General features: G+C 43.8%; 17 protein-coding genes, 5 tRNA genes, 1 rRNA gene, 1 pseudogene and 1 riboswitch. Of the genes and pseudogenes, 22 read left to right on the forward strand and 2 right to left on the reverse strand.

The window, feature by feature from the left end; all coding sequences use genetic code 11:
- Positions 1-4 precede the first annotated feature (4 nt).
- The 6 genes from PG766_RS03815 to PG766_RS03840 all read left to right on the forward strand — a co-directional run bounded on the left by PG766_RS03815 (position 5) and on the right by PG766_RS03840 (position 3,678).
- Positions 5-78, forward strand: a tRNA-Ile gene (locus PG766_RS03815).
- A 24-nt stretch (positions 79-102) separates the two neighbouring features.
- A tRNA-Ala gene (locus PG766_RS03820) sits at positions 103-175 on the forward strand.
- A gap of 211 nt (positions 176-386) precedes the next feature.
- Positions 387-3,273: ribosomal RNA gene (locus PG766_RS03825) — 23S ribosomal RNA — on the forward strand.
- Between the two features lie 129 nt (positions 3,274-3,402).
- Positions 3,403-3,474 (forward strand) — tRNA-Asn (locus PG766_RS03830).
- Positions 3,475-3,532: 58 nt separating this feature from the next.
- Positions 3,533-3,604 (forward strand) — tRNA-Glu (locus tag PG766_RS03835).
- Between the two features lie 3 nt (positions 3,605-3,607).
- A tRNA-Cys gene (locus PG766_RS03840) sits at positions 3,608-3,678 on the forward strand.
- 139 nt (positions 3,679-3,817) lie between these two features.
- Here PG766_RS03840 and PG766_RS03845 read toward each other — a convergent pair.
- Positions 3,818-4,132 (reverse strand): annotated as a pseudogene (locus tag PG766_RS03845) (transposase); the annotation flags it as partial.
- A gap of 332 nt (positions 4,133-4,464) precedes the next feature.
- Entirely contained in the window at positions 4,465-4,908 is a 444-nt protein-coding gene (locus PG766_RS03850; RefSeq protein WP_117824777.1) for an Rrf2 family transcriptional regulator, read from the reverse strand.
- A gap of 122 nt (positions 4,909-5,030) precedes the next feature.
- Here PG766_RS03850 and PG766_RS03855 point away from each other — a divergent pair, with 122 nt between their 5' ends.
- The 16 genes from PG766_RS03855 (at position 5,031) to asnS (ending at position 22,806) form a co-directional block, all read left to right on the forward strand.
- Positions 5,031-5,996: an NAD-dependent protein deacetylase gene (locus tag PG766_RS03855; protein WP_118199556.1), complete on the forward strand. Its 966-nt coding sequence runs from the start codon at positions 5,031-5,033 to the stop codon at positions 5,994-5,996.
- A gap of 96 nt (positions 5,997-6,092) precedes the next feature.
- Entirely contained in the window at positions 6,093-6,941 is an 849-nt protein-coding gene (locus PG766_RS03860) for an NAD-dependent protein deacetylase, SIR2 family (RefSeq protein WP_117824775.1), read from the forward strand.
- A gap of 104 nt (positions 6,942-7,045) precedes the next feature.
- The gene (locus PG766_RS03865) at positions 7,046-7,927 is read left to right on the forward strand and encodes an NAD-dependent protein deacetylase (protein WP_118199557.1); all 882 of its coding nucleotides are present in this window, start codon (positions 7,046-7,048) and stop codon (positions 7,925-7,927) included.
- Entirely contained in the window at positions 7,924-8,763 is an 840-nt protein-coding gene (locus tag PG766_RS03870; RefSeq protein WP_117558994.1) for an NAD-dependent protein deacetylase, SIR2 family, read from the forward strand. Before PG766_RS03865 ends, PG766_RS03870 begins: the two co-directional genes overlap by 4 nt.
- Positions 8,764-8,882: 119 nt before the next feature.
- A complete protein-coding gene (locus tag PG766_RS03875) occupies positions 8,883-9,068 on the forward strand; it encodes a hypothetical protein (RefSeq protein WP_118199558.1) in 186 nt (61 codons plus the stop codon).
- A gap of 36 nt (positions 9,069-9,104) precedes the next feature.
- Positions 9,105-10,571 (forward strand): nicotinate phosphoribosyltransferase, encoded by a 1,467-nt coding sequence (locus tag PG766_RS03880; RefSeq protein ID WP_182438654.1) that lies wholly within the window; start codon positions 9,105-9,107, stop codon positions 10,569-10,571.
- A gap of 31 nt (positions 10,572-10,602) precedes the next feature.
- A complete protein-coding gene (locus PG766_RS03885) occupies positions 10,603-11,109 on the forward strand; it encodes a hypothetical protein (protein WP_243014541.1) in 507 nt (168 codons plus the stop codon).
- A gap of 65 nt (positions 11,110-11,174) precedes the next feature.
- Positions 11,175-11,258: riboswitch (cyclic di-GMP riboswitch) on the forward strand.
- A 152-nt stretch (positions 11,259-11,410) separates the two neighbouring features.
- Complete coding sequence (locus tag PG766_RS03890) at positions 11,411-13,060, forward strand: sensor domain-containing diguanylate cyclase (RefSeq protein WP_270590428.1); 1,650 nt, start codon at positions 11,411-11,413, stop codon at positions 13,058-13,060.
- 19 nt (positions 13,061-13,079) lie between these two features.
- Complete coding sequence (locus tag PG766_RS03895) at positions 13,080-15,005, forward strand: GGDEF domain-containing protein (RefSeq protein ID WP_270590429.1); 1,926 nt, start codon at positions 13,080-13,082, stop codon at positions 15,003-15,005.
- Positions 15,006-15,123: 118 nt separating this feature from the next.
- Positions 15,124-16,269 (forward strand): beta-aspartyl-peptidase, encoded by a 1,146-nt coding sequence (iadA, locus tag PG766_RS03900; RefSeq protein ID WP_270590430.1) that lies wholly within the window; start codon positions 15,124-15,126, stop codon positions 16,267-16,269.
- 106 nt (positions 16,270-16,375) lie between these two features.
- A complete protein-coding gene (locus PG766_RS03905; protein ID WP_044998914.1) occupies positions 16,376-16,858 on the forward strand; it encodes a LeuD/DmdB family oxidoreductase small subunit in 483 nt (160 codons plus the stop codon).
- Between the two features lie 3 nt (positions 16,859-16,861).
- The gene (locus tag PG766_RS03910; protein ID WP_055157885.1) at positions 16,862-18,112 is read left to right on the forward strand and encodes a 3-isopropylmalate dehydratase large subunit; all 1,251 of its coding nucleotides are present in this window, start codon (positions 16,862-16,864) and stop codon (positions 18,110-18,112) included.
- 33 nt (positions 18,113-18,145) lie between these two features.
- Positions 18,146-18,637, forward strand: coding sequence for a LeuD/DmdB family oxidoreductase small subunit (locus PG766_RS03915; RefSeq protein ID WP_008371705.1), 492 nt, complete (start codon positions 18,146-18,148; stop codon positions 18,635-18,637).
- Between the two features lie 17 nt (positions 18,638-18,654).
- Positions 18,655-19,899 carry a 3-isopropylmalate dehydratase large subunit gene (locus PG766_RS03920; protein ID WP_270590432.1) on the forward strand — a complete coding sequence of 415 codons (1,245 nt, stop codon included), beginning with the start codon at positions 18,655-18,657 and terminating at the stop codon, positions 19,897-19,899.
- 125 nt (positions 19,900-20,024) lie between these two features.
- Positions 20,025-20,903, forward strand: a complete 879-nt coding sequence (locus PG766_RS03925) for an NAD(P)-dependent oxidoreductase (protein WP_270590433.1) — start codon at positions 20,025-20,027, stop codon at positions 20,901-20,903.
- A gap of 511 nt (positions 20,904-21,414) precedes the next feature.
- Positions 21,415-22,806: an asparagine--tRNA ligase gene (gene asnS / locus PG766_RS03930; protein WP_008371696.1), complete on the forward strand. Its 1,392-nt coding sequence runs from the start codon at positions 21,415-21,417 to the stop codon at positions 22,804-22,806.
- The last annotated feature ends 16 nt before the right edge of the window (positions 22,807-22,822 follow it).

Here is a 22,822-nt window from a genome sequence, read left to right on the forward strand (position 1 = left end):
GGAAGGGCTTATAGCTCAGCCGGTTAGAGCGCACGCCTGATAAGCGTGAGGTCGGTGGTTCGAGTCCACTTAAGCCCACTTCTTTAAAAGATAATTGAATATGGGGGATTAGCTCAGTTGGGAGAGCGCCTGCCTTGCAAGCAGGAGGTCACGAGTTCGAATCTCGTATTCTCCACTAGGTTCGAAAGAACCGCATGTACTTTGAAAACTGCATACAAAAATAAATCAATTCTCAAATAGAGAAAGACATCCGAGGTGATCATCACCGCAAGGTAATGATTAACTTACATCTTCGAGAAAACGAAGTAAAAAAACGACCTGAAATACCAACGCATGCAACGCTATGCATGTGTAACCGGATCCCATTCCCGTGGGAGAAGGGAGTTGGTTATGCTAGAAAGAGCGCAGGGTGGATGCCTTGGCACTAAGAGCCGATGAAAGACGTGATAAGCTGCGAAAAGCTTCGGGGAGGAGCAAATATCCGATGATCCGGAGATATCTGAATGGGGAAACCCGGCTGGACAGACTCCAGTCATCCATACGCCAATCCATAACGTATGGAAGGGAACCCGGTGAACTGAAACATCTAAGTAGCCGGAGGAAGAGAAAACAACAAGTGATTCTGTGAGTAGCGGCGAGCGAAAACGGAAGAGCCCAAACCGGAATGCGTGCATTCCGGGGTTCGGACCGCGTAATTGATCTGATAAGTTTAGCAGAATGGTTTTGGGAAAGCCAGCCAGAGAGGGTGAAAGCCCCGTAAGCGAAAGACGAGTCAGCAAGGCGGGATCCAGAGTACCACGAGACACGAGAAACCTTGTGGGAATGAGCGGGGACCACCCCGTAAGGCTAAATACTCCTTAGTGACCGATAGCGCATAGTACTGTGAAGGAAAGGTGAAAAGGACCCCGGGAGGGGAGTGAAAGAGAACCTGAAACCCTGTGTTTACAAGCTGTGGAACATCTTTAAATGATGAACCGCGTACTTTTTGTAGAACGGTCCGGCGAGTTACGCCATCTGGCGAGGTTAAGTTCTTAAGGAATGGAGCCGAAGTGAAAACAAGTCTTAATAGGGCGTGAAGTCAGATGGAGTAGACCCGAAACCGGGTGATCTATCCATGTCCAGGATGAAGTTGCCGTAAAAGGCAATGGAGGTCCGAACCCACATCCGTTGAAAAGGGTGGGGATGAGGTGTGGATAGGGGAGAAATTCCAATCGAACCCGGAGATAGCTGGTTCTCCTCGAAATAGCTTTAGGGCTAGCCTCATGAGAGTCTTTTGGAGGTAGAGCACTGAATTCCCGCGGGGGCGTCAAAGCTTACCAAAGGATATCAAACTCCGAATGCCAGTAAGATGATTCATGGGAGTCAGACTACACGAGATAAGTTGGGTAGTCAAAAGGGAAAGAGCCCAGACCTGCAGCTAAGGTCCCAAAATGTGTGTTAAGTGGAAAAGGATGTGGGATTTCAAAGACAACCAGGATGTTGGCTTAGAAGCAGCCATACATTAAAAGAGTGCGTAATAGCTCACTGGTCGAGAGGTCCTGCGCCGAAAATGTCCGGGGCTGAAACACACTACCGAAGCTCAGGAATTAACGTAGTTAATTGGTAGAGGAGCATTCTTAAAGGGAAGAAGCAGTACCGGAAGGAGCTGTGGACTTTTAAGAAGAGAGAATGCCGGAATGAGTAGCGAGAGGAAGGTGAGAATCCTTCCGGCCGAATACCCAAGGTTTCCAGAGTAAAGCTGATCTGCTCTGGGTAAGTCGGGGCCTAAGGTGAGGTCGAAAGACGTAGCCGATGGACAACAGGTTGAAATTCCTGTACTGCAGTATAACAGAACTGTGGGGACGCAGAGGGAGAGCACTAGCGGGAATGGAATCCCGTGGCAAGCGAGGTAGGAGTAGAGTTGGCAAATCCGCACTATAATCCGAAGACGTGATGCATACCGAACAAAAGTAGGGAAATGTGTGAGCCAGCTGCCAAGAAAAGCCGCTATTGTTTGTACTGTACCCGTACCGTAAACCGACACAGGTAGGTGAGGAGAGAATCCTAAGGCCGACGGGAGAAGCATTGTTAAGGAACTCGGCAAAATGACTCCGTAACTTCGGGAGAAGGAGTGCCAGTGAGAGCTGGCCGCAGAGAATTGGCCCAAGCAACTGTTTAGCAAAAACACAGGTCTATGCAAAACCGTAAGGTGAAGTATATGGGCTGACGCCTGCCCGGTGCTGGAAGGTTAAGGGGAGAGGTTAGCGCAAGCGAAGCTTTGAACTTAAGCCCCAGTAAACGGCGGCCGTAACTATAACGGTCCTAAGGTAGCGAAATTCCTTGTCGGGTAAGTTCCGACCCGCACGAAAGGCGTAATGATTTGGGCACTGTCTCAACAATGCACCCGGTGAAATTGAAATACCAGTGAAGATGCTGGTTACCTGCGCCAGGACGGAAAGACCCCATGGAGCTTTACTCCAGCTTGATACTGGGATTCGATATTGTATGTACAGGATAGGTGGGAGGCGAAGAAGCATTGACGCCAGTTGATGCGGAGCCGCTGTTGGGATACCACCCTTGCAGTATTGGATTTCTAACCAGCAGCCGTGACCCGGCTGGGGGACAATGTCAGGTGGGGAGTTTGACTGGGGCGGTCGCCTCCGAAAGGGTATCGGAGGCGCTCAAAGGTTCCCTCAGAATGGTTGGAAACCATTCGAAGAGTGCAAAGGCAGAAGGGAGCTTGACTGCGACACCGACGGGTGGAGCAGGTACGAAAGTAGGACTTAGTGATCCGGTGGTATAAAGTGGGATTGCCATCGCTCAACGGATAAAAGCTACCCTGGGGATAACAGGCTTATCACTCCCAAGAGTTCACATCGACGGAGTGGTTTGGCACCTCGATGTCGGCTCATCGCATCCTGGGGCTGAAGTAGGTCCCAAGGGTTGGGCTGTTCGCCCATTAAAGCGGTACGCGAGCTGGGTTCAGAACGTCGTGAGACAGTTCGGTCCCTATCCGGCGTGGGCGTAGGATATTTGAGAGGAGCTGGCCTTAGTACGAGAGGACCGGGCTGGACTGACCGCTGGTGTATCTGTTGTTCCGCCAGGAGCATGGCAGAGTAGCCAAGTCAGGAAGGGATAAACGCTGAAGGCATCTAAGCGTGAAGCCCCCCTCAAGATGAGATATCCCAACGAAAGTTGTAAGACCCCTTGAAGACGACAAGGTAGATAGGGCAGAGGTGGAAGTGCAGTAATGCATGGAGCTGACTGTTACTAATCGGTCGAGGGCATAACCAAGAAGGTAGGACAGGGTAAGGAAGAATGGATGGAGTGAAGATTTAAATTTGTATGTGGTTTTCAGAGTACATAAAAAATGAAAAAAGCACTTGCAAAATATATGTAAAGTGTTTATAATAATGAAAGTAGTCCTCGATAGCTCAGCGGTAGAGCATTCGGCTGTTAACCGAAGGGTCGTTGGTTCGAACCCAACTCGGGGAGTTCTAAAATCTGTCAGCCAATTACTTGCAGATTTTAATTTTGAAAAAAATCAATATCTGGCTCCGTGGTCAAGCGGTTAAGACATCGCCCTTTCACGGCGGTAACACGGGTTCGATTCCCGTCGGAGTCATCTGGCGCCATAGCCAAGTGGTAAGGCAAAGGTCTGCAACACCTCTATCACCAGTTCAAATCTGGTTGGCGCCTCTCAAAGAGCACGAAAAACGTTAGTTTTTCGTGCTTTTTTGCTTTATAGGATTAGAATGTCAAAAGCACCATTTTAATATTTGATTTTGTTTGTACCTTAAAAATTTAACACGAACTGGTAAAAAATATGATTTTGAACCTATCGTTTATGGGGAGCATACAAATCTAAGCTATTGGTATAATCTAATAGCTTTTGAAAATCTAATGCTGCTATTTTAAATCCGAAGAATAATCGAGTGCGTTTTTTTCCGTTCACAGGTATCTTGTCCACATGATATCTTTGACGAAGAAGAGCGGGAATTGCCTCAACTCCATTTCTAAACCCTGCATACTCAGAGAAATTTTCTGTTTTCATGTATTGCAATTGTTCTGCTCTTCCAACAGATTTCCAGGATAATTCTTTTCGTACCCGTGTTTTCAAAAATCGTGGATTACAGCGTTTTTTGTATGGACAGTTTTCACATTCGCATGTGGCTTACGTCCTGTAAAATTAGTTGTAACAAGCCTTAGGTTATGCTCAGATGCTAAATGTGAGTTCTTTTCTCCACTGTATGTCCCATCAGCAACAATAAAGGAACCGTCAGAAAATTGTTTGTTCCTATTGAGATAATCTTTCATAAACTGATTATCTGCGTAAGTATTAAACCTTTTGGCACCCTAATCTTCTTAAATAATCAATTTTTCCAGTAATTGGAGCACTTCTTCCAGTTTGGGATTTGGCACTTCGGTATTTTGTCAGCTTATATGCTGTATGCAGTTCTGGCACATCATATATTCAATCCCCGATCAGAAAGAAATTTTGCTCAGATGGACGGTTTTTTTCTGATATCGGTCAAGGATGTCCTGTAGAGTGATAGACTTCATTTCTTCTTCTGCTTTTTCCTGGATTTGGTCAAAAAAATCCTGAAGAGACAACTGAATATAGATGCCAACACCGCATTCCGGATTAGTATGAGTATCCAGATGAAGCAGAGGCTTTTCTCCTTCTACCGCTCTGTAGATATCCAACAATGTAATCGTCGAAAGCTCTTTGGTAAGAGATGGTTTTGGATGACCTTTGACACTGGAGATGAGACCGGCTCGGCGCAGACTGGACATAAGCTGGCGCACACAGCCGGGATTGGTGTGTACGCTTTCCGCAATACTGTCACTGGTCAGGGAACCATTGGGGTTCAGTACGATAAATGCAAGGATGTGAACCGCATCACTGAGTTTTGTTGAATATTTCATAAATAATCCCTCCTAGATGTTAATTTAATTATAACAACATATTGACAGAAAGGCAACCCCATGATAGAGTAAGAATTGGTGTTAAAATAAAATTTACAGTAAATACGAAAGGAAGACAGGAAATGACGTTTTATGAAGAACTTGTAATGCAGACACAGACGAATTTTTCAAAATATTATGGAATGTATGCGTCCGGAAAGACGCCATATATACTCACGAAGAAAAAGCCGCTGCCGTACTCGGAACAGATCAGCCGCCTGGTGCAGGAGCTAAATGAGGCTGACTGTATCGTCGTTGGCGGTGCGTCCGGGCTGTCAGCGGCAGGCGGCGGAGATTTTTACTATGAAGATAATGCTTCCTATCGGAAGTATTTTGGAAGGTTTGCAGAAAAGTACGGATTTCATGGCGCGTTTGCTGGAATGCAATACCCATTCCCGACCCGAGAGGAACACTGGGGATATGTGGCGACCTTCTTAAACACAACGCAGAACGCACCGGTACGGGAGCCTTATCTGGATTTGGACAGGCTACTTGCGGAAAAAGATTTCTTCATTTTGACGACCAATCAGGATACCCAGTTCATAAAACTTTATCCGAAGGAAAAAGTCAGCGAGATCCAGGGAGACCATCGGTTTTTACAGTGCGCGAAGTGTTGCACGGATGATACATGGGATGCCGTGGAACCGGTGAAAGAGATGATTCGTGCAATGGGAAATGACACCTATGTGCCATCTGAGATGATTCCACGATGTCCTCACTGCGGCGGTGAGGCGTTCCCGTGGGTGCGGGGATATGGCAATTTTCTTCAGGGTAAGAAATATGAGGGAGAATATCAGAAAATATCCGATTATATTTTGAAAAACAAGGACAGGAAGATAGTGTTCTTAGAGCTTGGGGTGGGAAGGATGACACCGATGTTTATTCAGGAACCTTTCTGGAACCTGACACTTTCCCTTCCTCATGCACGGTATATTGCTGTGAATAATAAATATGATTTCCTGCCTCAGCAGATTGAGGACAAGGGGATGACGATTGTGGGGGATATTGCAAAAGTCTTAAGGGATGCTGTGAAATTAGCTGGAAGATGACCTGAAGGAAATGCTTGTAAGTTTGAAAGAAGCAGTGAAGCAATACAGATGAACAAAAAATTTCGATATGAGAAGTGAAAAGAAGGAGTAGACAGTATGAGTGATCTGAAAAAAATTGCGGAAAAAATAAAAAGAGCGGATGCCATCCTGATCGGAGCGAGCAATGGACTTTCCATTACGGAAGGACTGCATCTTTTTGCGGATGATCAGGCGTTCCGGGAATTATTCGGCGATCTGAAAAAGAAATATGGGTTGACATGTATCCTGCACGGCATGAGCGCACAGTGGCCTGCAGAAGAAGAAAAATGGGGATTTTGGAGCAGGCTGATCAATCATTACTGCGGTGAATATAAAGAGAGTAAAGTGATGTCAGACCTGAAAGCGATCATAGGAGAGAAAGATTATTTTGTGGTTACATCCAACGGAGAGTGCCATTTTGAGATGTGTGGTTTTGATCCAGAGAAAATCTATGAGATAGAAGGGAACTGGTTGACTATGCAGTGTGCGTCCGGATGTCATCAGAAGCTGTATCCTGTGCTGGATCTTGCGGAGAAGATGGCGTCAGAGGAGCAGGACGGGAAAATCCCATTAGAGCTGGTTCCTCGCTGCCCGGAGTGCGGAGGTCCCATGAAGATTCATATGATCGGGCCCAATTTTATCCAGCCGACAGCGGAAAAGGAACGTCTGGATACTTTCCTGAAGAAATATCAAGGGAAAAACCTTGTGATCCTGGAACTGGGGATCGGATGGAGAAACCAGCTGATCAAAGCTCCCCTTATGCGGTTGACGGCTCAAGAGCCGAACGCAGCCTATATAACGATCAATCTCGGAGAAGTGTACATTACGGAAGATATTAAGGAGAAATCTTTTGGAGTGAACGGATATCTGGACGAAACGCTTGCTGCTTTGAAAAAAGAGGCAGAGTCTTTTGTTAGTGCAGTGTGAACTTGCAACTTAATGCGAATGGTGATGTGCATGTAAAAGGCAATTGCAATCTTTTGTCCGCCATAAATCAAAACTGAAAATACAGAAAAAGGAGCATTTTAAAGATGATAACGACAAAAAGTAAAAGCTATGAAGAACAGGTAAAACTGTTTGCCGAACACATCAAAGAGGCTGGTGCCATTGTTGTGGGAGCAGCCTCGGGAATGTCAGCTGCCGCAGGCTACCGGCACTACTATGAACGGGATAAGGACTTTGTAGAGAATTTAGGTGATTTTGAAAAAAAACATGGCTACCACAATTCCTTTGATGGGTTCTATTATCACTACCGTACCAGCGAGGAACGGTGGGCATTCATTGCCCGGAACCTGTGCATGATCCTGGACGCCAGGACCGGACAGCCCTATTATGATCTGTCTGAAATTTTGAAAGATAAAAACTATTATATCCTGACGACCAATCAGGATACACAGTTTAGCCGTATATTCTCGGAGGAAAAAATCAGCGCGATTCAGGGAGACTGGCGGTATTTCCAGTGCAGTCGTCGGTGTCATGACGAGCTTTATGATTCTGTGGAAACACTACATAAGCTGAATGACGCCATTGGTCCTGACCTGCGGGTTCCTACGGATATGATTCCTCGCTGCCCGAAGTGCGGCGCGGAAATGGAACCATGGGTACGTTCATGGGTGTTTCTGGAGGGCAAAAAGTACCATGAAGAACACAACAAACTCAATACGTTCCTGAAAAAGAATATGCATAAAAAGGTTTTGTTTCTGGAGCTCGGTGTGGGTCGTATGACGCCGATGTTCATTCAAGAGCCATTTTGGAACCTCACTTACACATGGCCGGGCGCCTTCTATATCACCATCAATCCGCGGGATGCCATTGTGCCGGATGAACTAAAAAATAAGGGGATGGCAATCCGGGAAGATATTGCAAAGGTATTGACTGACACCAGAAAGATTTTGAGTGGGGAAATGAAATGAGAGCAGAGAGCATCAGAACCACGACAGAATTGCTCCGGCAGGCGGATGCAGTGCTTGTAGGAGCAGGCTCCGGGCTGTCCAGCGCGGCTGGCTATAATCATTATCATCATAATACCGTATTTGAAGAAAACTTCCATGATTTTGAGAAAGCCTATGGAATTCAAAGTCTTTTTCAGGGGTTCTATTACGTTTACTCAAAGCCGGAACAGCAGTGGGGTTTTTACTCACGCTATATAAGATTTATGGAAGAAGCACCTGTGGGTCAGCCGTACATTGACCTTCTGGAGATTTTGAGAGAAAAGGAATATTTTATTTTGACGACAAATTGTGATATTCAGGTTCCAAAGGTTTTCCCGGAGGAAAGAACTTGCCAGTTCCAGGGGGACTTCCGCTATTTTCAGTGCAGCCAGCCATGCCATGACAAACTGTATGAAAATCACGGACTGGTCGAGGATATGTTAAAGAGCATGAACGGCCTGGAAGTTCCGTCAGAACTGATTCCCCGCTGTCCTGTCTGCGGCTGGAAAATGGTTCCGTGGGTGCAGGACAGTACATTTTTACAGGGCGAAGCATGGAAAATCGCATATCGAAGATATGAGAATTTTGTCCGTAAAAATCAGGATAAAAAGCTGCTCCTGCTGGAATTAGGAGTAGGCGATATGACGCCCAGCGTGATTAAACTTCCCTTTTGGAAGATGGCCGACAAATTTCCAGAAACATTTCTGGTGACAGTGAATCTTGCGAAAGAGAGTTCGCCAGAACATCTAAAAGGAAAGAGTCTAGCGGTATGTGAAGATTTATCCCTCTTTCTACATGAGCTTAAGGAGAATATGTAATGAAAAAGAATGTAAAAATCACAATATTAAAGTCAGAAGTTGCCCATGAACCGGCAAGGTAATATGCATTCCCCATTTTGAAGCCTGCCCGTTTCATAAACCAGGACAGGTTTTTGTCAGTGACGGTAAAAACAAACCGGAAAAGCTGTGCTTTCCATGCGGGAACATGGGCAGATACGGAACCGAATGCCTTTTATATTACCTTTAATAAGGGCGAGATTTACATTCCACATCAGATTCAGAATAAGGCGATGGGCATGGACAGAGATCTTGCACTGATTCTGCTGGAAGTTCTGAAAACTTAAAGCAGTTTTAAGGAGAAATTTTGTTTACTTTGAAAGATGGGAGGAAGGATAGTGACGCAGTTTGATAAAAGAAACATCAGCATGATGATGGATCTGTATGAGATGACAATGGCAAATGGCTACTTCGCTAACCAGCAGAAAACGCAGAAGGTCGTTTTTGATGTGTTTTACCGGAAGAATCCCGACCAGGGCGGCTATGCGGTATTTGCCGGTCTGGAGCAGGTAGTTGAATATGCAGAAAATCTGCATTTCGACAGCGCGGACATAGATTATTTCCGCTCTCTGAATCTGTTTTCAGAAGAATTTCTGCAATATTTGAAAGAGTTCCGATTTACAGGAGATATTTATGCTTTTCCAGAAGGAACGGTTATGTACCCCAACGAGCCGGTCATTACGGTCGTTGCATCTCTGATTGATGCACAGCTGATCGAGACGGCGATTCTCACTCAGGTCAATCACCAATCCCTGATTGCCACCAAGACCAGCCGGATTGTCCGGGCAGCGCAGGGACGCATTGTCTCAGATTTTGGAGCAAGGCGGGCGCATAATATTGATGCGGCAGTCTACGGCGCAAGGGCAGCATATATCGGTGGGGCTTCCGGTACGGCCACTGTAATGGCAGGTCAGAAATTTAGAATCCCGGTGAACGGGACAATGGCGCATAGCTGGGTCATGTATTTTAAAGATGAATATGAGGCGTTTCGGCGATATGCGGAGATTTACCCGGACAATGTAGTGCTCCTGGTAGATACCTATGATGTGCTTCATTCCGGCGTACCTAATGCGATCCGTGTTGCAAAAGAGGTGCTGGAGCCGATGAACCGGCGTTTGAAAGGAGTGCGCCTGGATTCAGGAGACTTGGCGTACCTCTCTAAAAAAGTCCGGAAAATGCTGGACGATGCAGGGCTTGAAGATTGTAAAATCGTAGTGTCAAACAGTCTTGATGAATATACGATTACTTCTATTTTGTATCAGGGCGGGAAGATTGACAGCTTTGGCGTTGGGGAACGGTTGATTACGGCAAAGAGCGATCCTGTGTTTGGAGCAGTTTATAAGATTTCGGCGGTGAAAGAAAACGGCTCCTTTGTTCCGAGGATTAAAGTATCGGAAACCGTAGAGAAAATCACCAATCCCGGGTTAAAGCAGGTATATCGAATATTTGGCGATTGTGGGCAGGCGGTTGCTGATCTGATTACAGGTGCGGAGGAAGAAGTGGATTTAACAAATCCGTACCGCTATGTCGATCCAGAAAAGCCGTGGAAGAACCGACATTTTGAAAATTGTACTGCAAAGAAACTGCAAAAGCTGATAGTCAAAAACGGCAGACGTATAGCCCCAGTACAATCTCTGGAAGAAATCAGGGCATATGTGAAAAGGCAGCTTGATACGGAAATTTGGCCGGAGGAACAACGGTTTGAAAATCCTCACAAGCATTATCTGGATATGAGTCCGGCATATTATGAAATGAAAATGAATCTGCTGGACGAAGCAAGGAATCTGTAAGAAATATTTGAAGAACCAGTCGGATTTATATATGAATCTGAGTCTGGCAGCAAAGAAAAAAAGAACCTATGACAGAAGTAATCCCACTTATAAGTGGGTGGCACTTGCAATTGTGATCATGGGTGCGGCAGCATTTGTTTATGGCATTTATGCATTAACGACACATGCAGGATTTGGAATGTATTTTTTATTGTTTGGTCTTGCGGCAATCTTTCTTTTTGCCGGTGCGAATGTGCTTCCTACATCAAAAAATAACAGAAAATATATTGAAAATCAGCTTTCGGGAGTCATTGAGCAGATGGAAGAATATATCAGAAAGTATCCGGAATTTCCAATACCTGCTCATTATGCTCATCCAATTGTGCTACAGAGAATGCAGGAGATCATGAGAGAAGAACGGGCAAAAACAATTCCTGAAGCATTACAGGTTTTGAAAAGCGATTTGAAAGCATTGAATTCGGATGTAGTGGTCGAGAAAGAAGAATATGATGAAATCGTAGCAATTAAACCGATGTTTCTTGTTATGGATTATGTGTAAAACTATAGATTATTATAATAATTAAAATATTGTTTCGTCATCTTGAATATGCTATACTTGAATTATGTTTATAGGGGCAAAGCTGTTGAAAAACTGTGACGCAAAGCCAAAGGGACTAAGGCAGTACGCTATGTCAGCCGGTTGCAATAAGAAGATGCGAATAGGTTAATAGAGTAAGTGAAAAAAGTTATTCGGCTTAAATTTTAGTCACCTGTATAACGCAGGTGACTTTTTTGTTTCATAGGAAATTACATTTTCTATGTAGAAAAGCTTCCGGCAGAATGCATAGGAGATGAGGGAAATGAAAAAAGGAAAGAAATGGAAAAAAATTGAAGCATTCTGCATTTTGCTCATTGTGACATTGTTGCTTATTTTTGTCAGAATACTGTATCAGCCGAGTACGGAGTCGGAAAGGGGCGAGTTGTACACCTTCAGCAATGGATGGTATCAGCTGAAGGATGGGAAAAAGACGGAGCTCAAATTGCCGTGTTTTGTTACAGCGGATAAAGATGGGCAGATCATTCTTTACAATGATATGTTATCAGAGGCTGATAAGGGAAAAATCTTGTCAATCCGAGGAATACAGGATCAGCTGGAAGTCTGCATAGGAGACCGGCTTCTCTACCAATATAAGGATAACAGATTTGAAAAAAACAGGCAGATGAAAGGGAAAATATGGGCAGATATTTCTTTGCCGGAGAAAATCGGGCAGGAAGTGTTATCAATCAGCTATGAAACTAAAAAGAATGCCAGACTATATGTGTATGCCCCGATGATCGGAGAGTTTTGTTTTCTTTTTAGGCAGCATCTGCTAGAATCAATTTTTTCGATACTGATGATTTTGGGAATGACTGGTCTCGGTATCGTCTCGGTAATTGTCTTTTTATATACCAGACACAGACAAATTGTAGAAAAGAGATTTTTAAATGTAGCACTGTTTTTGATTCTATGCAGTTTGTGGTGTATTTTTGATTCAGGGATTTATCAGATGTATGGAAGTCAGAACGCAGCAGGAACACTGATATCCTTTTATGCGTTTATGACGATTCCTGTTCCCATGCTGCTATTTATACAAAATACAGTAAGTGAAAGTGTAAGATGGATACCGCAGGTTTGGATTTTTCTTCTTTATGCAAATGCTGTTTTACAGGGGATCCTGCATCTTCTGTTTAAGATTCCTTTTATACATATGTTATATATCACACATCTCTTATTGTTTACGGGGGTTGTGTCTATGATCCTTCTTTTGTGGAAAGAGTATCGGAAAACGCAGGAGAAGGAAGTAAATCTCTGTCTAAAGGCATTTGGTGTATTAGGGATAAGCGGTGTAATCGCACTGGTACTGTACTGGGTATTATCCATTTACTGGTATGAATCTATTTTCCAGTTTGGCATTCTTCTTTATATTGCTGTTTTGTTTTGGGGATTGCTTTGTAAAGTATCCAACAACATTCAGTTTTGCCTGGAACAGGAGGTTTATAGGAGAATGTCCTTGGAAGACCGGATGACAGATATGAAAAACCGGAAATCATTTGAGATGTATCTTGAAGAGATCCAGGAGGGTGCGATTTTACTTGAAAATGTATTATTGTTGTTTGTGAAAATTGCAGAACTGAAGAAGATTAATGATATGTCTGGAAGACAGATGGGTGATGAAACGGTTATCCGAACGGCAAGAAGCATCCAGAGTGCAGAAAGGAGTGTTCTGGAACAGCAGGCGGTAAGTTTTCGTGTTGAAGGTGATGAGTTTGCGATTATCGTAAAAAATCCGCAAAAGACACCGGAAGAATGGGAGCATTTTATAAAAGAAGAGATGGAAGAAGAATGTGGAAACAGACAGCCTGTGCGGCTGAAGTTCGGGTATAGTTATCTGAGAGAAAAGAATGGTAGTCTTCTTTCATTCAGTGACTGGAAACAGCAGGCAGACGATATGCTTTGTTCAAATAAATAAAAACCGGCGGAGGATAAATATGACTTATAATATAGATTTTCTTATTGCGGCAATGGTTATATTGTTGCTGGTTTTATGGTATTTTCTGGGACAGAAAAGAGCAGAGGATCTGAATAATCAGGTATTCCTTTTCTTTGCCATCATCGGTATTTTAGATGTGGTTGCGGAACTTGCCAGTAATTATTATATTTCTTTTCCAAATAGTAATTGTGAAATTGCTGCAATGCTTGCAACAACAATCTTTTATCTGCTTCAGGCATTGCTGCCGTTTACGGTGATCTGTTATATTCAGACATTACATGATAATAAGATCATTTCGGCAAAAAAGATGTTTTTATCAGGTGTGCCGACATTCATTCTGATGGGGATGATTCTGACAAACCCGTTCACAGAAAAGCTGTTTTATTTTGATATACCGGCAGGCTATATGAAAGGTCCATGGTATATGCTGATGTATTACAGTGCACTTTGTCATATGGCAGCAGCCTTGATCCTTATTGTCATATGGCGGAAAAAACTGGGCTATCAAAAAGTGAAGAGCCTGCTGGAAATCCTGTTGATATCCGGTGCGGGAGTGGTGATCCAGCTTTTATATCATCCGCTTCTTACAACAGGATTTGGTATGAGTCTGGGAATTCTGGTACTATTTATTACGATCAACAATCCTCATGCAAATATCGATACACTTACCGGATTATACAATCATCTGTATCTGGTCAGAAAAAGCAATGAGCTGATCAGTGCGGGAAAATCATTTCACATTATTACGGTGTATCTTTATCAATTGAAGCACATTAATAAAATCGCGGGGGTACAGGGCGGTAATTCAATCTTAAAGCTGACAGCAAGAAAACTTGGTGAGATGTGCGGGAAAAAAGCATTTCGTACAACGGGAAAGAGTTTTATGATACTCACCGGTTCACTTGAAGAATATGAATATTATCTTACGCAGCTGAAGAGAATGTTTGATGGAAACAGTAAGCAGAATGTCAACAATAAAATTATTACGGTGCCTGTGATCATAAGCGGGATCATGAATGCGCAGAAACTCGGAGACAGCGGGCTTATTCTAGAATATGCTGAATATCTGGAAGCCTTATCTGCGAAAAATGGTCTGACAGAGGTGATACAGGATGATTATCAGACGATGAATGGTTTCCTTTATAATAAACGGGTAGAACAGTATTTGCATAAGGCGATTACAGAGGATCTGTTCGAGATATACTATCAGCCGGTTTACTCTACACGGAAAAAATGCTTTATCACACTGGAAGCGCTAAGTCGCCTTCAGCATCCGGAGCTTGGCTGGATCGCACCAGATGTATTTATTCAGATTGCAGAAAAGAATCACATGATCGAACAGATCACAGATCTACAGTTTAGTCGTGTCTGCAGATTTTTAGGAGAAAACCGATACCTGATGAGGCATCTTCTGAATGTAAAAGTGAACCTGTCTTCTCTGGATCTGATGAGAAATGACTGTAGCAGACATTTTATCCGGATTATGGATGCTTATAAGATTCCACATAACTGGATACAGTTTGAGATCACGGAAACGGTTGCGACTGAATACAATGCAGGTCTGAGAAGAGTTGCGGAGGAATTTACGGCCGCTGGCATCGGTTTTTGTCTGGATGATTTTGGTTCCGGATATGCGAATCTGAATACGGTAATGAGGCTTCCGTTTTCTGTGATCAAGGTTGACAGATCTCTGCTTTTTGATATCTGTAGGGATGAGAAACGGGCAATTTTTTATGAAAGCGTTGTAGAAACATTTCATAAAATGAATTATCATATCGTTTCCGAAGGAGTGGAAACACAGGAAGAAATGGAACAGATCAGTAGCTGGGGAGTCGATATGATTCAGGGCTATTATTTTTCCAAGCCGCTTCCTGAAAAAGAGCTTTTGGAATTGCTGAAGAAGCAGGATAATATAGAAAGATAAAATTAAGAGGGAAGGGAGATAGTAGATACACATGGGGACATCCGATTGCGGAGGTAATTCATCAGGCAGACAAATTAATGTATGAAAATAAAAGAATGTCATAAAGAGGAGGAAAGAAATGTTACTTATTAAAAATGCAAAAGTTTATGCACCGGAGTATGTTGGAAAAAAGGATCTTTTAGTATGTGGGGGAAAAATTGAATGTATGGAAGATAAGATCGAGGATTTTCCGATCGCATGTGAAGTTATTGATGCAGAGGAAAGAATTCTTACACCGGGGTTTATTGATCAGCATGTTCATGTTACCGGAGGCGGTGGGGAAGGAAGCTTTCATACCCGTACACCGGAACTTCAGCTGTCAGAACTGGTAAAAGGCGGAATTACAACGGTTGTAGGACTTCTTGGAACGGACGGACTTACAAGGAGTGTTGAAAATCTTTACGCAAAAGTACAGGCTTTATGCGAAGAAGGGGTAAGTGCGTATATGCTTACCGGTGCATATGGATATCCAAGTCCGACTATTACCGGAGAGGTAGATCGGGATATTATGTTTGTTGAAAAAGTACTTGGCGTGAAACTTGCCATTTCAGATCATCGGGCACCGAATGTGACGGAAAGTGAACTGATCCAACTTGCGAGCAAGACCAGAACGGCAGGTATGTTAAGTGGAAAACCTGGAATCGTGGTGCTGCATATGGGAGATGCAGATGCTGGATTGTCGCCGGTGTTTGAAGCTTTGGAAAAGAGTATGATTCCGATCAAGATTTTCCGTCCGACTCATGTGAACCGCAGAAAAGGTCTTCTGGAAGAGGGCTATCAGTTGCTTGAAAAGGGTGGATACATCGATCTCACCTGTGGCATCAGTGAAGACTTTTGTCCGGGCGGATGCATTTTAGAAGCAAAAGAAAAGGGAATCCCGACAGAGCATATTACTATCAGCTCCGACGGACACGGAAGCTGGTCAAAATACAGAGAAGACGGAGGCCTGTTGGAAATCGGTGTTTCCTCAGTAGATGCGCTGCGGGAAGAACTTCTGTATATGGTACATGAGCTTGATATGAAGCTGGAAGATGCACTTCCATATATGACATCACATGTAGCGGAGGCACTGGGATTGCAGGGTAAGAAAGGGACAATACAAAAAGGAGCCGATGCAGATCTGCTTTTGTGGGACAATGACCTGAAGCTTGACAGTTATATTGCAGGTGGAAAAATCTTTATGCAAAAAGAAAAAATCATTTGCAAGGGGACCTATGAAAAATAGGAATTGAATAAAGTACAACGTTAGCCTGTTAAAATATTCCCTTGCGGAAATGCCGGAAAAGCCTTAAAATAAAGGAATCATGTGTATACAGAAAGGAATATGCTTTATGGAAAAAGGGACTATTTTTAAATTTCATAACGATCTGGATACAGACCAGATCATCGCATCCCAGTATCTGTTGCTGCCGAATCTTGAGGAGATGAAGAGCCACGCATTTGAATCTCTGGATCCGGATTTTGCACAGAAGGTAAAACCGGGAGATTTCGTGGTCGGAGGAGAGAACTTTGGATGTGGATCTTCCAGAGAGCAGGCTCCGGGTGTGTTAAAAGCGTTAGGTGTAAAAGCTGTTATCGCAAAATCATTTGCAAGAATTTTTTATAGAAATGCTATCAATATCGGACTTCCTGCTATTGTCTGTAAAGACCTTCCGGATGAAGTAAAGACCGGAGATCAGATGGAGCTTCATATGTTGGAAGGAACCGCTGAGGCAAATGGAAAGGTTTATTCCTGCACAAAACTGCCGGAATATATGCAGAATATTTTGAATCAGGGCGGACTTATTGCGTCTCTGAACCGTGAGGAGGAATAGACGATGGGAATGACAATTGCTGAAAAGATCATTGCAGCGGCAGCCGGTGTGGAAAGCGTAAAGCCGGGTGACATCCATACAGTAGAACTGGATCGTCTGATGAGTAATGACGGAACTACACATCTTACCGTTGATATGTATAATAATAAATTAAAAAATCCACATATTGCAGATACAGGCAAGCTGGTATTTATCGTAGATCATAACGTACCGTCTGACTGTCCGAAGACAGCCGCATCCCAGAAGAAGATGCGTGATTTTGCAAAGGCAAACCACATTGATTTCTGGGAAGGGAAAGGTGTATGCCACCAGATTATGATGGAAAATTATGTTCGTCCGGGAGAACTGATCTTTGGTGCAGACAGCCATACCTGTTCTTACGGTGCACTTGGTGCATTCGGAACCGGTGTTGGATGTACAGACTTCCTTTACGGTATGGTAACAGGAACTTCCTGGGTAATGGTACCGGAGACTGTGAAATTCAACCTGGTTGGAAAGCTGCCGGAAGGTGTATATGCGAGAGATCTGATCCTCACCATCATCGGTGAAGTCGGAGCCAACGGATGTAACTATCAGGTGATGGAATTTACCGGAGAGGGCGCGAAGACACTGACAATCAGTGACCGTATCGCACTTTGCAATATGGCAGTAGAAGCCGGAGCTAAGACCGGTATTTTTGAAGTTGATGATGTGGCAATGGAATATTTAAAAGAGCATGGACGCGAGCCAAAGGCTGTATATCACAGCGATCCGGATGCGCATTATGTAAGAGAATATACATTTGACTTATCCAAGGTAGAGCCGGTTGTTGCAAAACCGGATTTTGTAGACAATCTTGCGCCGGCAAAAGACGTGCGCGGTATCAAGATTGATGAGGCATTCCTTGGATCCTGCAACAACGGACGTATCGAAGATCTCCGTGTAGGCGCACAGGTTATCAAAGGAAAGAAAGTATCTGAAAAAGTAAGATTCCTTGTTGTTCCGGCAAGTCAGACTATTTACAGACAGGCTCTGGAAGAAGGACTGATCGACATCTTCATGGATGCAGGTGCGATCGTGATGAACCCGAACTGTAGTGTATGCTGGGGAAGCTGCCAGGGCGTAATCGGTGAAAATGAAGTCCTGATCAGTACAGGAACCCGCAACTTTAAGGGACGTGCAGGACATCCGAGTTCCAAGGTATATCTTGGATCGGCTGCAACCGTTACAGCATCTGCCATTGCCGGAGAAATTGCACTGGCAAGTGATGTGTAAGAGACGAAATTACGTTTGACGAGGTGACATAAGATGGATAAATTTACAGGGCGTGTATGGGTTCTTGGAGATGACATTGATACCGATATCATCATTCCAACTGAATACCTTGCACTCAAGACAATCGATGATATGAAGCAGTATGGCTTTTCTCCTCTTCGTCCGGAACTTGCCGGACAGATCCAGAAGGGGGATATCATTGTAGCAGGAAAGAACTTTGGTTGCGGTTCGTCAAGAGAACAGGCACCGGAGATCATCAAGGCAATGGGTGTGCAGTGTGTGATCGCCAAATCATTTGCAAGGATCTTTTTCCGTAATTCGATCAACAACGGACTCCTTCTGATTGAACAGCCGGATCTTTATGATGATATGAAAGAGGGCGACGAGATCACGGTAGTGATGAATGAGCATGTGGATTATAATGGCAAGGAATATCCGATTGCTTCTCTGCCGGAGAATCTGATGAGCATTATTCAGGCTGGCGGTCTGGTAAAAGCCATGCGCAAGCTGAATGGACTGGATTAACCGGAAAGGAGAAGAAAATGGGCGAGACGATTATTGAAAAAATTATCAGACACAATACAGGAAAAGCCGTAAAGCCGGGAGACATTGTGACGGTTAACGTTGACCGCGTGATGATCCATGATATTTTCATCCCCTTTGTGGCAGAAAAATTTGAAGAAATGGGATTTACGAAACTGCATGATCCGGACAAGGTTGTTCTGATCTATGATCATCTGGTTCCGGCAAGTCAGCAGGATGATACCAGACATTTTCGTACCGGAGATGCATTTGCAGATAAATACGGACTTACACATGTACACAGAAGTGACGGAATCTGCCATCAGCTGATGACAGAGGCTGGCTATGTTAAACCGGGTGATATCGCATTCGGAACCGACAGCCATACCACAACTTATGGTTGTGTTGGAGCATTTTCATCTGGTATCGGTTATACCGAGATGGCAAGTATCCTTGGAACCGGAACGATGTGGATCAAGGTACCGGAGACGATCAAAGTTGTGATCGATGGTGAACTTTCGGAAAATGTTATGTCAAAGGATATCATCTTACGACTGATCGGTGATTTAAGAGCAGACGGTGCTACTTACAGAGCACTTGAATTTGCCGGAAGCACCATTGAAAATATGACAGTTGCAAGCCGTATGACAATGGCAAACATGGCAATCGAAGCAGGAGCAAAATGCGCACTTTTCACACCGGATGAGAAAACTGCCGAGTATTGCAATATTGAATTAAATGATTATCAGAAGAGTCTGGTTGGTGATCCGGATGCAACTTATATGAGAACGATCACTTATAAAGCAGAGGACTTTGTACCGGTTATGGCCCTTCCGTCACAGGTTGACAAAATCAGAAATGTATCCGAGGTAGAAGGAACCGAGATCGATCAGGTATTTATCGGCTCTTGCACAAACGGACGTCTGGAGGATCTTCAGGCAGCAGCAGAAGTGTTAAAGGGCAAAAAAGTTGCGGATTTTGTAAAACTGATCGTGACTCCGGCGAGCCGTAAGATCTACAAACAGGCAGCAGATATGGGAATCCTTACGACTTTATCTGAGGCAGGTGCGATCATTACCCATCCAGGTTGCGGACTTTGCTGTGGACGTACCGGAGGAATTCTGTCAGACGGAGAACGTGTGGTTGCAACCAACAACCGTAACTTCCTTGGACGTATGGGAACTTCTAAGGTTGAGATTTATCTGGCATCTCCGAGAACAGCGGCAAGCTGTGCGATGGCTGGAAAGATTGTAAGTCCTGAGTAGATTTTGCGTGATGCCTGGAACGCGCAGACAGAGAAACGGTCTGTGCGGCGTGAGACAGATTATCTGGAAGATATCACTGGAAAGAAAATTGTGTCGTGAGTGGGTACGGCAGAATGGAGTATGGTATGAAGAAAATAGGATTTATCGGTGTTGGCATCATGGGGAAATCTATGGTGCGCAACCTTATGAAAGCAGGGTATGAGCTGCATATCTATGCAAGAACCAGATCAAAGGTTGATGATGTGATCAGCGAGGGTGCAATTTTCCATGAATCTATCAAAGAATGTGTACCTGGATGTGATGCAGTGATCACCATCGTTGGTTTTCCGAGAGATGTGGAAGAGGTTTACTTCGATGAAGGCGGTATTCTGGAAAATGCAGATCCGGGAACCTATCTGATTGATATGACAACTACAAGCCCGATGCTTGCAGAAAAGATTTCAAAAGAGGGCACAGAAAAAGGATTCCATGTGCTGGATGCGCCTGTAACAGGTGGGGATACCGGAGCAAAAAACGCTACATTATCCATCCTTGTCGGCGGCGAGAAAGAAGATTATGAAGCTTGTATGGAGCTTTTCAAAGCAATGGGAACAAACATCAATTATCAGGGAAAAGCCGGATGTGGACAGCATGCAAAGCTTGCTAATCAGATTATGATCGCCGGTGCCTTAAGTGGTGTATGTGAGGCCTTTTCCTATGCGCAGGCCAAAGGACTGGATCTGAATGTCCTTTTTGATTCGGTCTCTACCGGGGCAGCAGGAAGCAAACAGTTGGATGTTTTTGGACCAAAGATCATTGCCGGAGATTATGCACCGGGATTCTTTATGAAGCATTTCATCAAGGATATGAAGCTTGCGCTGACTGAGGCGAATATGAGCGGACTGAGTCTTGAGGTGCTGAGTCTGGTACTGTCAAATTATGAAGAGTTGGCACAGGAAGGGCTTGGAGAGCTTGGGACACAGGCGCTGATCAAGTATTATGATGTGCAGGATGTAGAAGAATAATCGTATGTGATTCAGGGAGCTGCTTTGCAGCTCCCTGATATTTTGTGTTTCATAAACAGTAACGAGAAAACCCACTGATCTTTCGACCAGCGGGTTTTCTTGTGCTTTTATTTAATTTCTAAAGGAATGAGAGTAAAGTGCGGCAATCGGGGTAACCCGATTGCGCTTACTTTATGAGGGGGGAGATAGTTGTTTATCAACTATCTGACTCTTAGTATACAGATAAATTGTGTTCAAAATATGTCTATATCATAAAAGAAAAAGAAAATTTCTTAAGGAAAAATGAACTATCGATTAAGGAATATTGATTAGAGTACAATAAAAAAATCATTGCGAAAGTATTTTCAAATGTAATCAGATTCTTTTTACATCGTTGCAACTGCGGTAGTTTAATGGTATACTGGACATATTGCAAAAGTAGAAAATGGCAGCAGAAGCTGTCGGCAATGTTTACAAGGCTCATTGGGGTTATGTGAAATATATAAGAGAGTAATACGGAGGAACAGAACAGATGGATTTGGTAACAGTAAGAGAATTATACAGAAACAGAGAGGAATATCTGGATAAAGAAGTGACCATCGGGGGATGGGTGCGCAGTATCCGTGATTCTAAGACATTTGGATTTATCGTTGTAAATGATGGATCTTTCTTTGAAAATCTTCAGGTAGTATATCATGATAATATGGAGAACTTTGGCGAAATTTCCAAGCTGAATGTTGGTGCGGCAATCATTGTAAAAGGAACACTTGTCGCAACACCACAGGCAAAGCAGCCATTTGAGATCCAGGCAACAGAAGTTGTTGTAGAAGGTACCTCTGCACCGGATTATCCGCTTCAGAAAAAACGTCACAGCTTTGAATATTTAAGAAGTATTGCACATCTTCGTCCAAGAACCAATACTTTCCAGGCAGTGTTCAGAGTACGCTCACTGACTGCTTACGCAATCCACAAATTCTTCCAGGAAAGAGGATTCGTATATGTACATACACCGCTGATCACAGGAAGTGACTGCGAGGGTGCAGGAGAAATGTTCCAGGTAACAACACTGGATATGAACAATGTGCCGAAAAATGCAGACGGAACTGTTGATTATTCCAAAGATTTCTTTGGAAAAGAGACAAACCTTACCGTAAGCGGACAGCTGAACGGTGAAACTTATGCACAGGCATTCCGCAACATTTACACATTCGGACCGACATTCCGTGCGGAGAATTCCAACACCACACGTCATGCCGCCGAGTTCTGGATGATCGAGCCGGAAATCGCATTTGCAGATCTGGAAGATGACATGATCCTTGCAGAAAACATGCTGAAATATGTTATCCGCTACGTGATGGAAAACGCTCCGGAAGAGATGAATTTCTTCAATTCTTTCGTAGACAAAGGACTGATCGACCGTCTGAACAACGTTGTAAATTCTGATTTCGCAAGAGTTACTTACACAGAAGCAATCGAAATCCTTGAAAAGCACAATGACAAATTTGAATACAAAGTATCATGGGGAGCAGATCTGCAGACAGAGCATGAACGTTATCTGACAGAAGAGATCTACAAACGTCCGGTATTCGTTACCGATTATCCGAAGGAGATCAAAGCTTTTTACATGAAGATGAATGATGATAACAAGACCGTAGCAGCAGTTGACTGTCTGGTTCCTGGAATCGGTGAGATCATCGGAGGAAGCCAGAGAGAGGACGACTACGATAAGCTTGTTGCAAGAATGAAAGAGCTTGGACTTAAGGAAGAAGATTACGGATTCTATCTGGATCTGAGAAAGTACGGATCTACAAGACATGCAGGATTCGGACTTGGATTTGAGAGATGCATAATGTATCTTACAGGAATGTCCAACATTCGTGACGTAATTCCGTTCCCAAGAACTGTGAATAACTGCGAACTGTAAAAAAGAAGAATGAAGA

Source organism: Coprococcus sp. LG101-27 (assembly GCF_027695515.1).
In the GTDB taxonomy this organism is placed as follows: Bacteria; Bacillota; Clostridia; order Lachnospirales; family Lachnospiraceae; genus Allocoprococcus; species Allocoprococcus comes.

Coding starts and splice junctions, on each gene's coding strand:
- PG766_RS03850 (WP_117824777.1), bottom strand. CDS start 4,908: ATGAAATATTCAACAAAACTCAGTGATGCGGTTCACATCCTTGCATTT.
- PG766_RS03855 (WP_118199556.1), top strand. CDS start 5,031: ATGACGTTTTATGAAGAACTTGTAATGCAGACACAGACGAATTTTTCA.
- PG766_RS03860 (WP_117824775.1), top strand. CDS start 6,093: ATGAGTGATCTGAAAAAAATTGCGGAAAAAATAAAAAGAGCGGATGCC.
- PG766_RS03865 (WP_118199557.1), top strand. CDS start 7,046: ATGATAACGACAAAAAGTAAAAGCTATGAAGAACAGGTAAAACTGTTT.
- PG766_RS03870 (WP_117558994.1), top strand. CDS start 7,924: ATGAGAGCAGAGAGCATCAGAACCACGACAGAATTGCTCCGGCAGGCG.
- PG766_RS03880 (WP_182438654.1), top strand. CDS start 9,105: ATGGGAGGAAGGATAGTGACGCAGTTTGATAAAAGAAACATCAGCATG.
- PG766_RS03885 (WP_243014541.1), top strand. CDS start 10,603: ATGAATCTGAGTCTGGCAGCAAAGAAAAAAAGAACCTATGACAGAAGT.
- PG766_RS03890 (WP_270590428.1), top strand. CDS start 11,411: ATGAAAAAAGGAAAGAAATGGAAAAAAATTGAAGCATTCTGCATTTTG.
- PG766_RS03895 (WP_270590429.1), top strand. CDS start 13,080: ATGACTTATAATATAGATTTTCTTATTGCGGCAATGGTTATATTGTTG.
- iadA (WP_270590430.1), top strand. CDS start 15,124: ATGTTACTTATTAAAAATGCAAAAGTTTATGCACCGGAGTATGTTGGA.
- PG766_RS03905 (WP_044998914.1), top strand. CDS start 16,376: ATGGAAAAAGGGACTATTTTTAAATTTCATAACGATCTGGATACAGAC.
- PG766_RS03910 (WP_055157885.1), top strand. CDS start 16,862: ATGGGAATGACAATTGCTGAAAAGATCATTGCAGCGGCAGCCGGTGTG.
- PG766_RS03915 (WP_008371705.1), top strand. CDS start 18,146: ATGGATAAATTTACAGGGCGTGTATGGGTTCTTGGAGATGACATTGAT.
- PG766_RS03920 (WP_270590432.1), top strand. CDS start 18,655: ATGGGCGAGACGATTATTGAAAAAATTATCAGACACAATACAGGAAAA.
- PG766_RS03925 (WP_270590433.1), top strand. CDS start 20,025: ATGAAGAAAATAGGATTTATCGGTGTTGGCATCATGGGGAAATCTATG.
- asnS (WP_008371696.1), top strand. CDS start 21,415: ATGGATTTGGTAACAGTAAGAGAATTATACAGAAACAGAGAGGAATAT.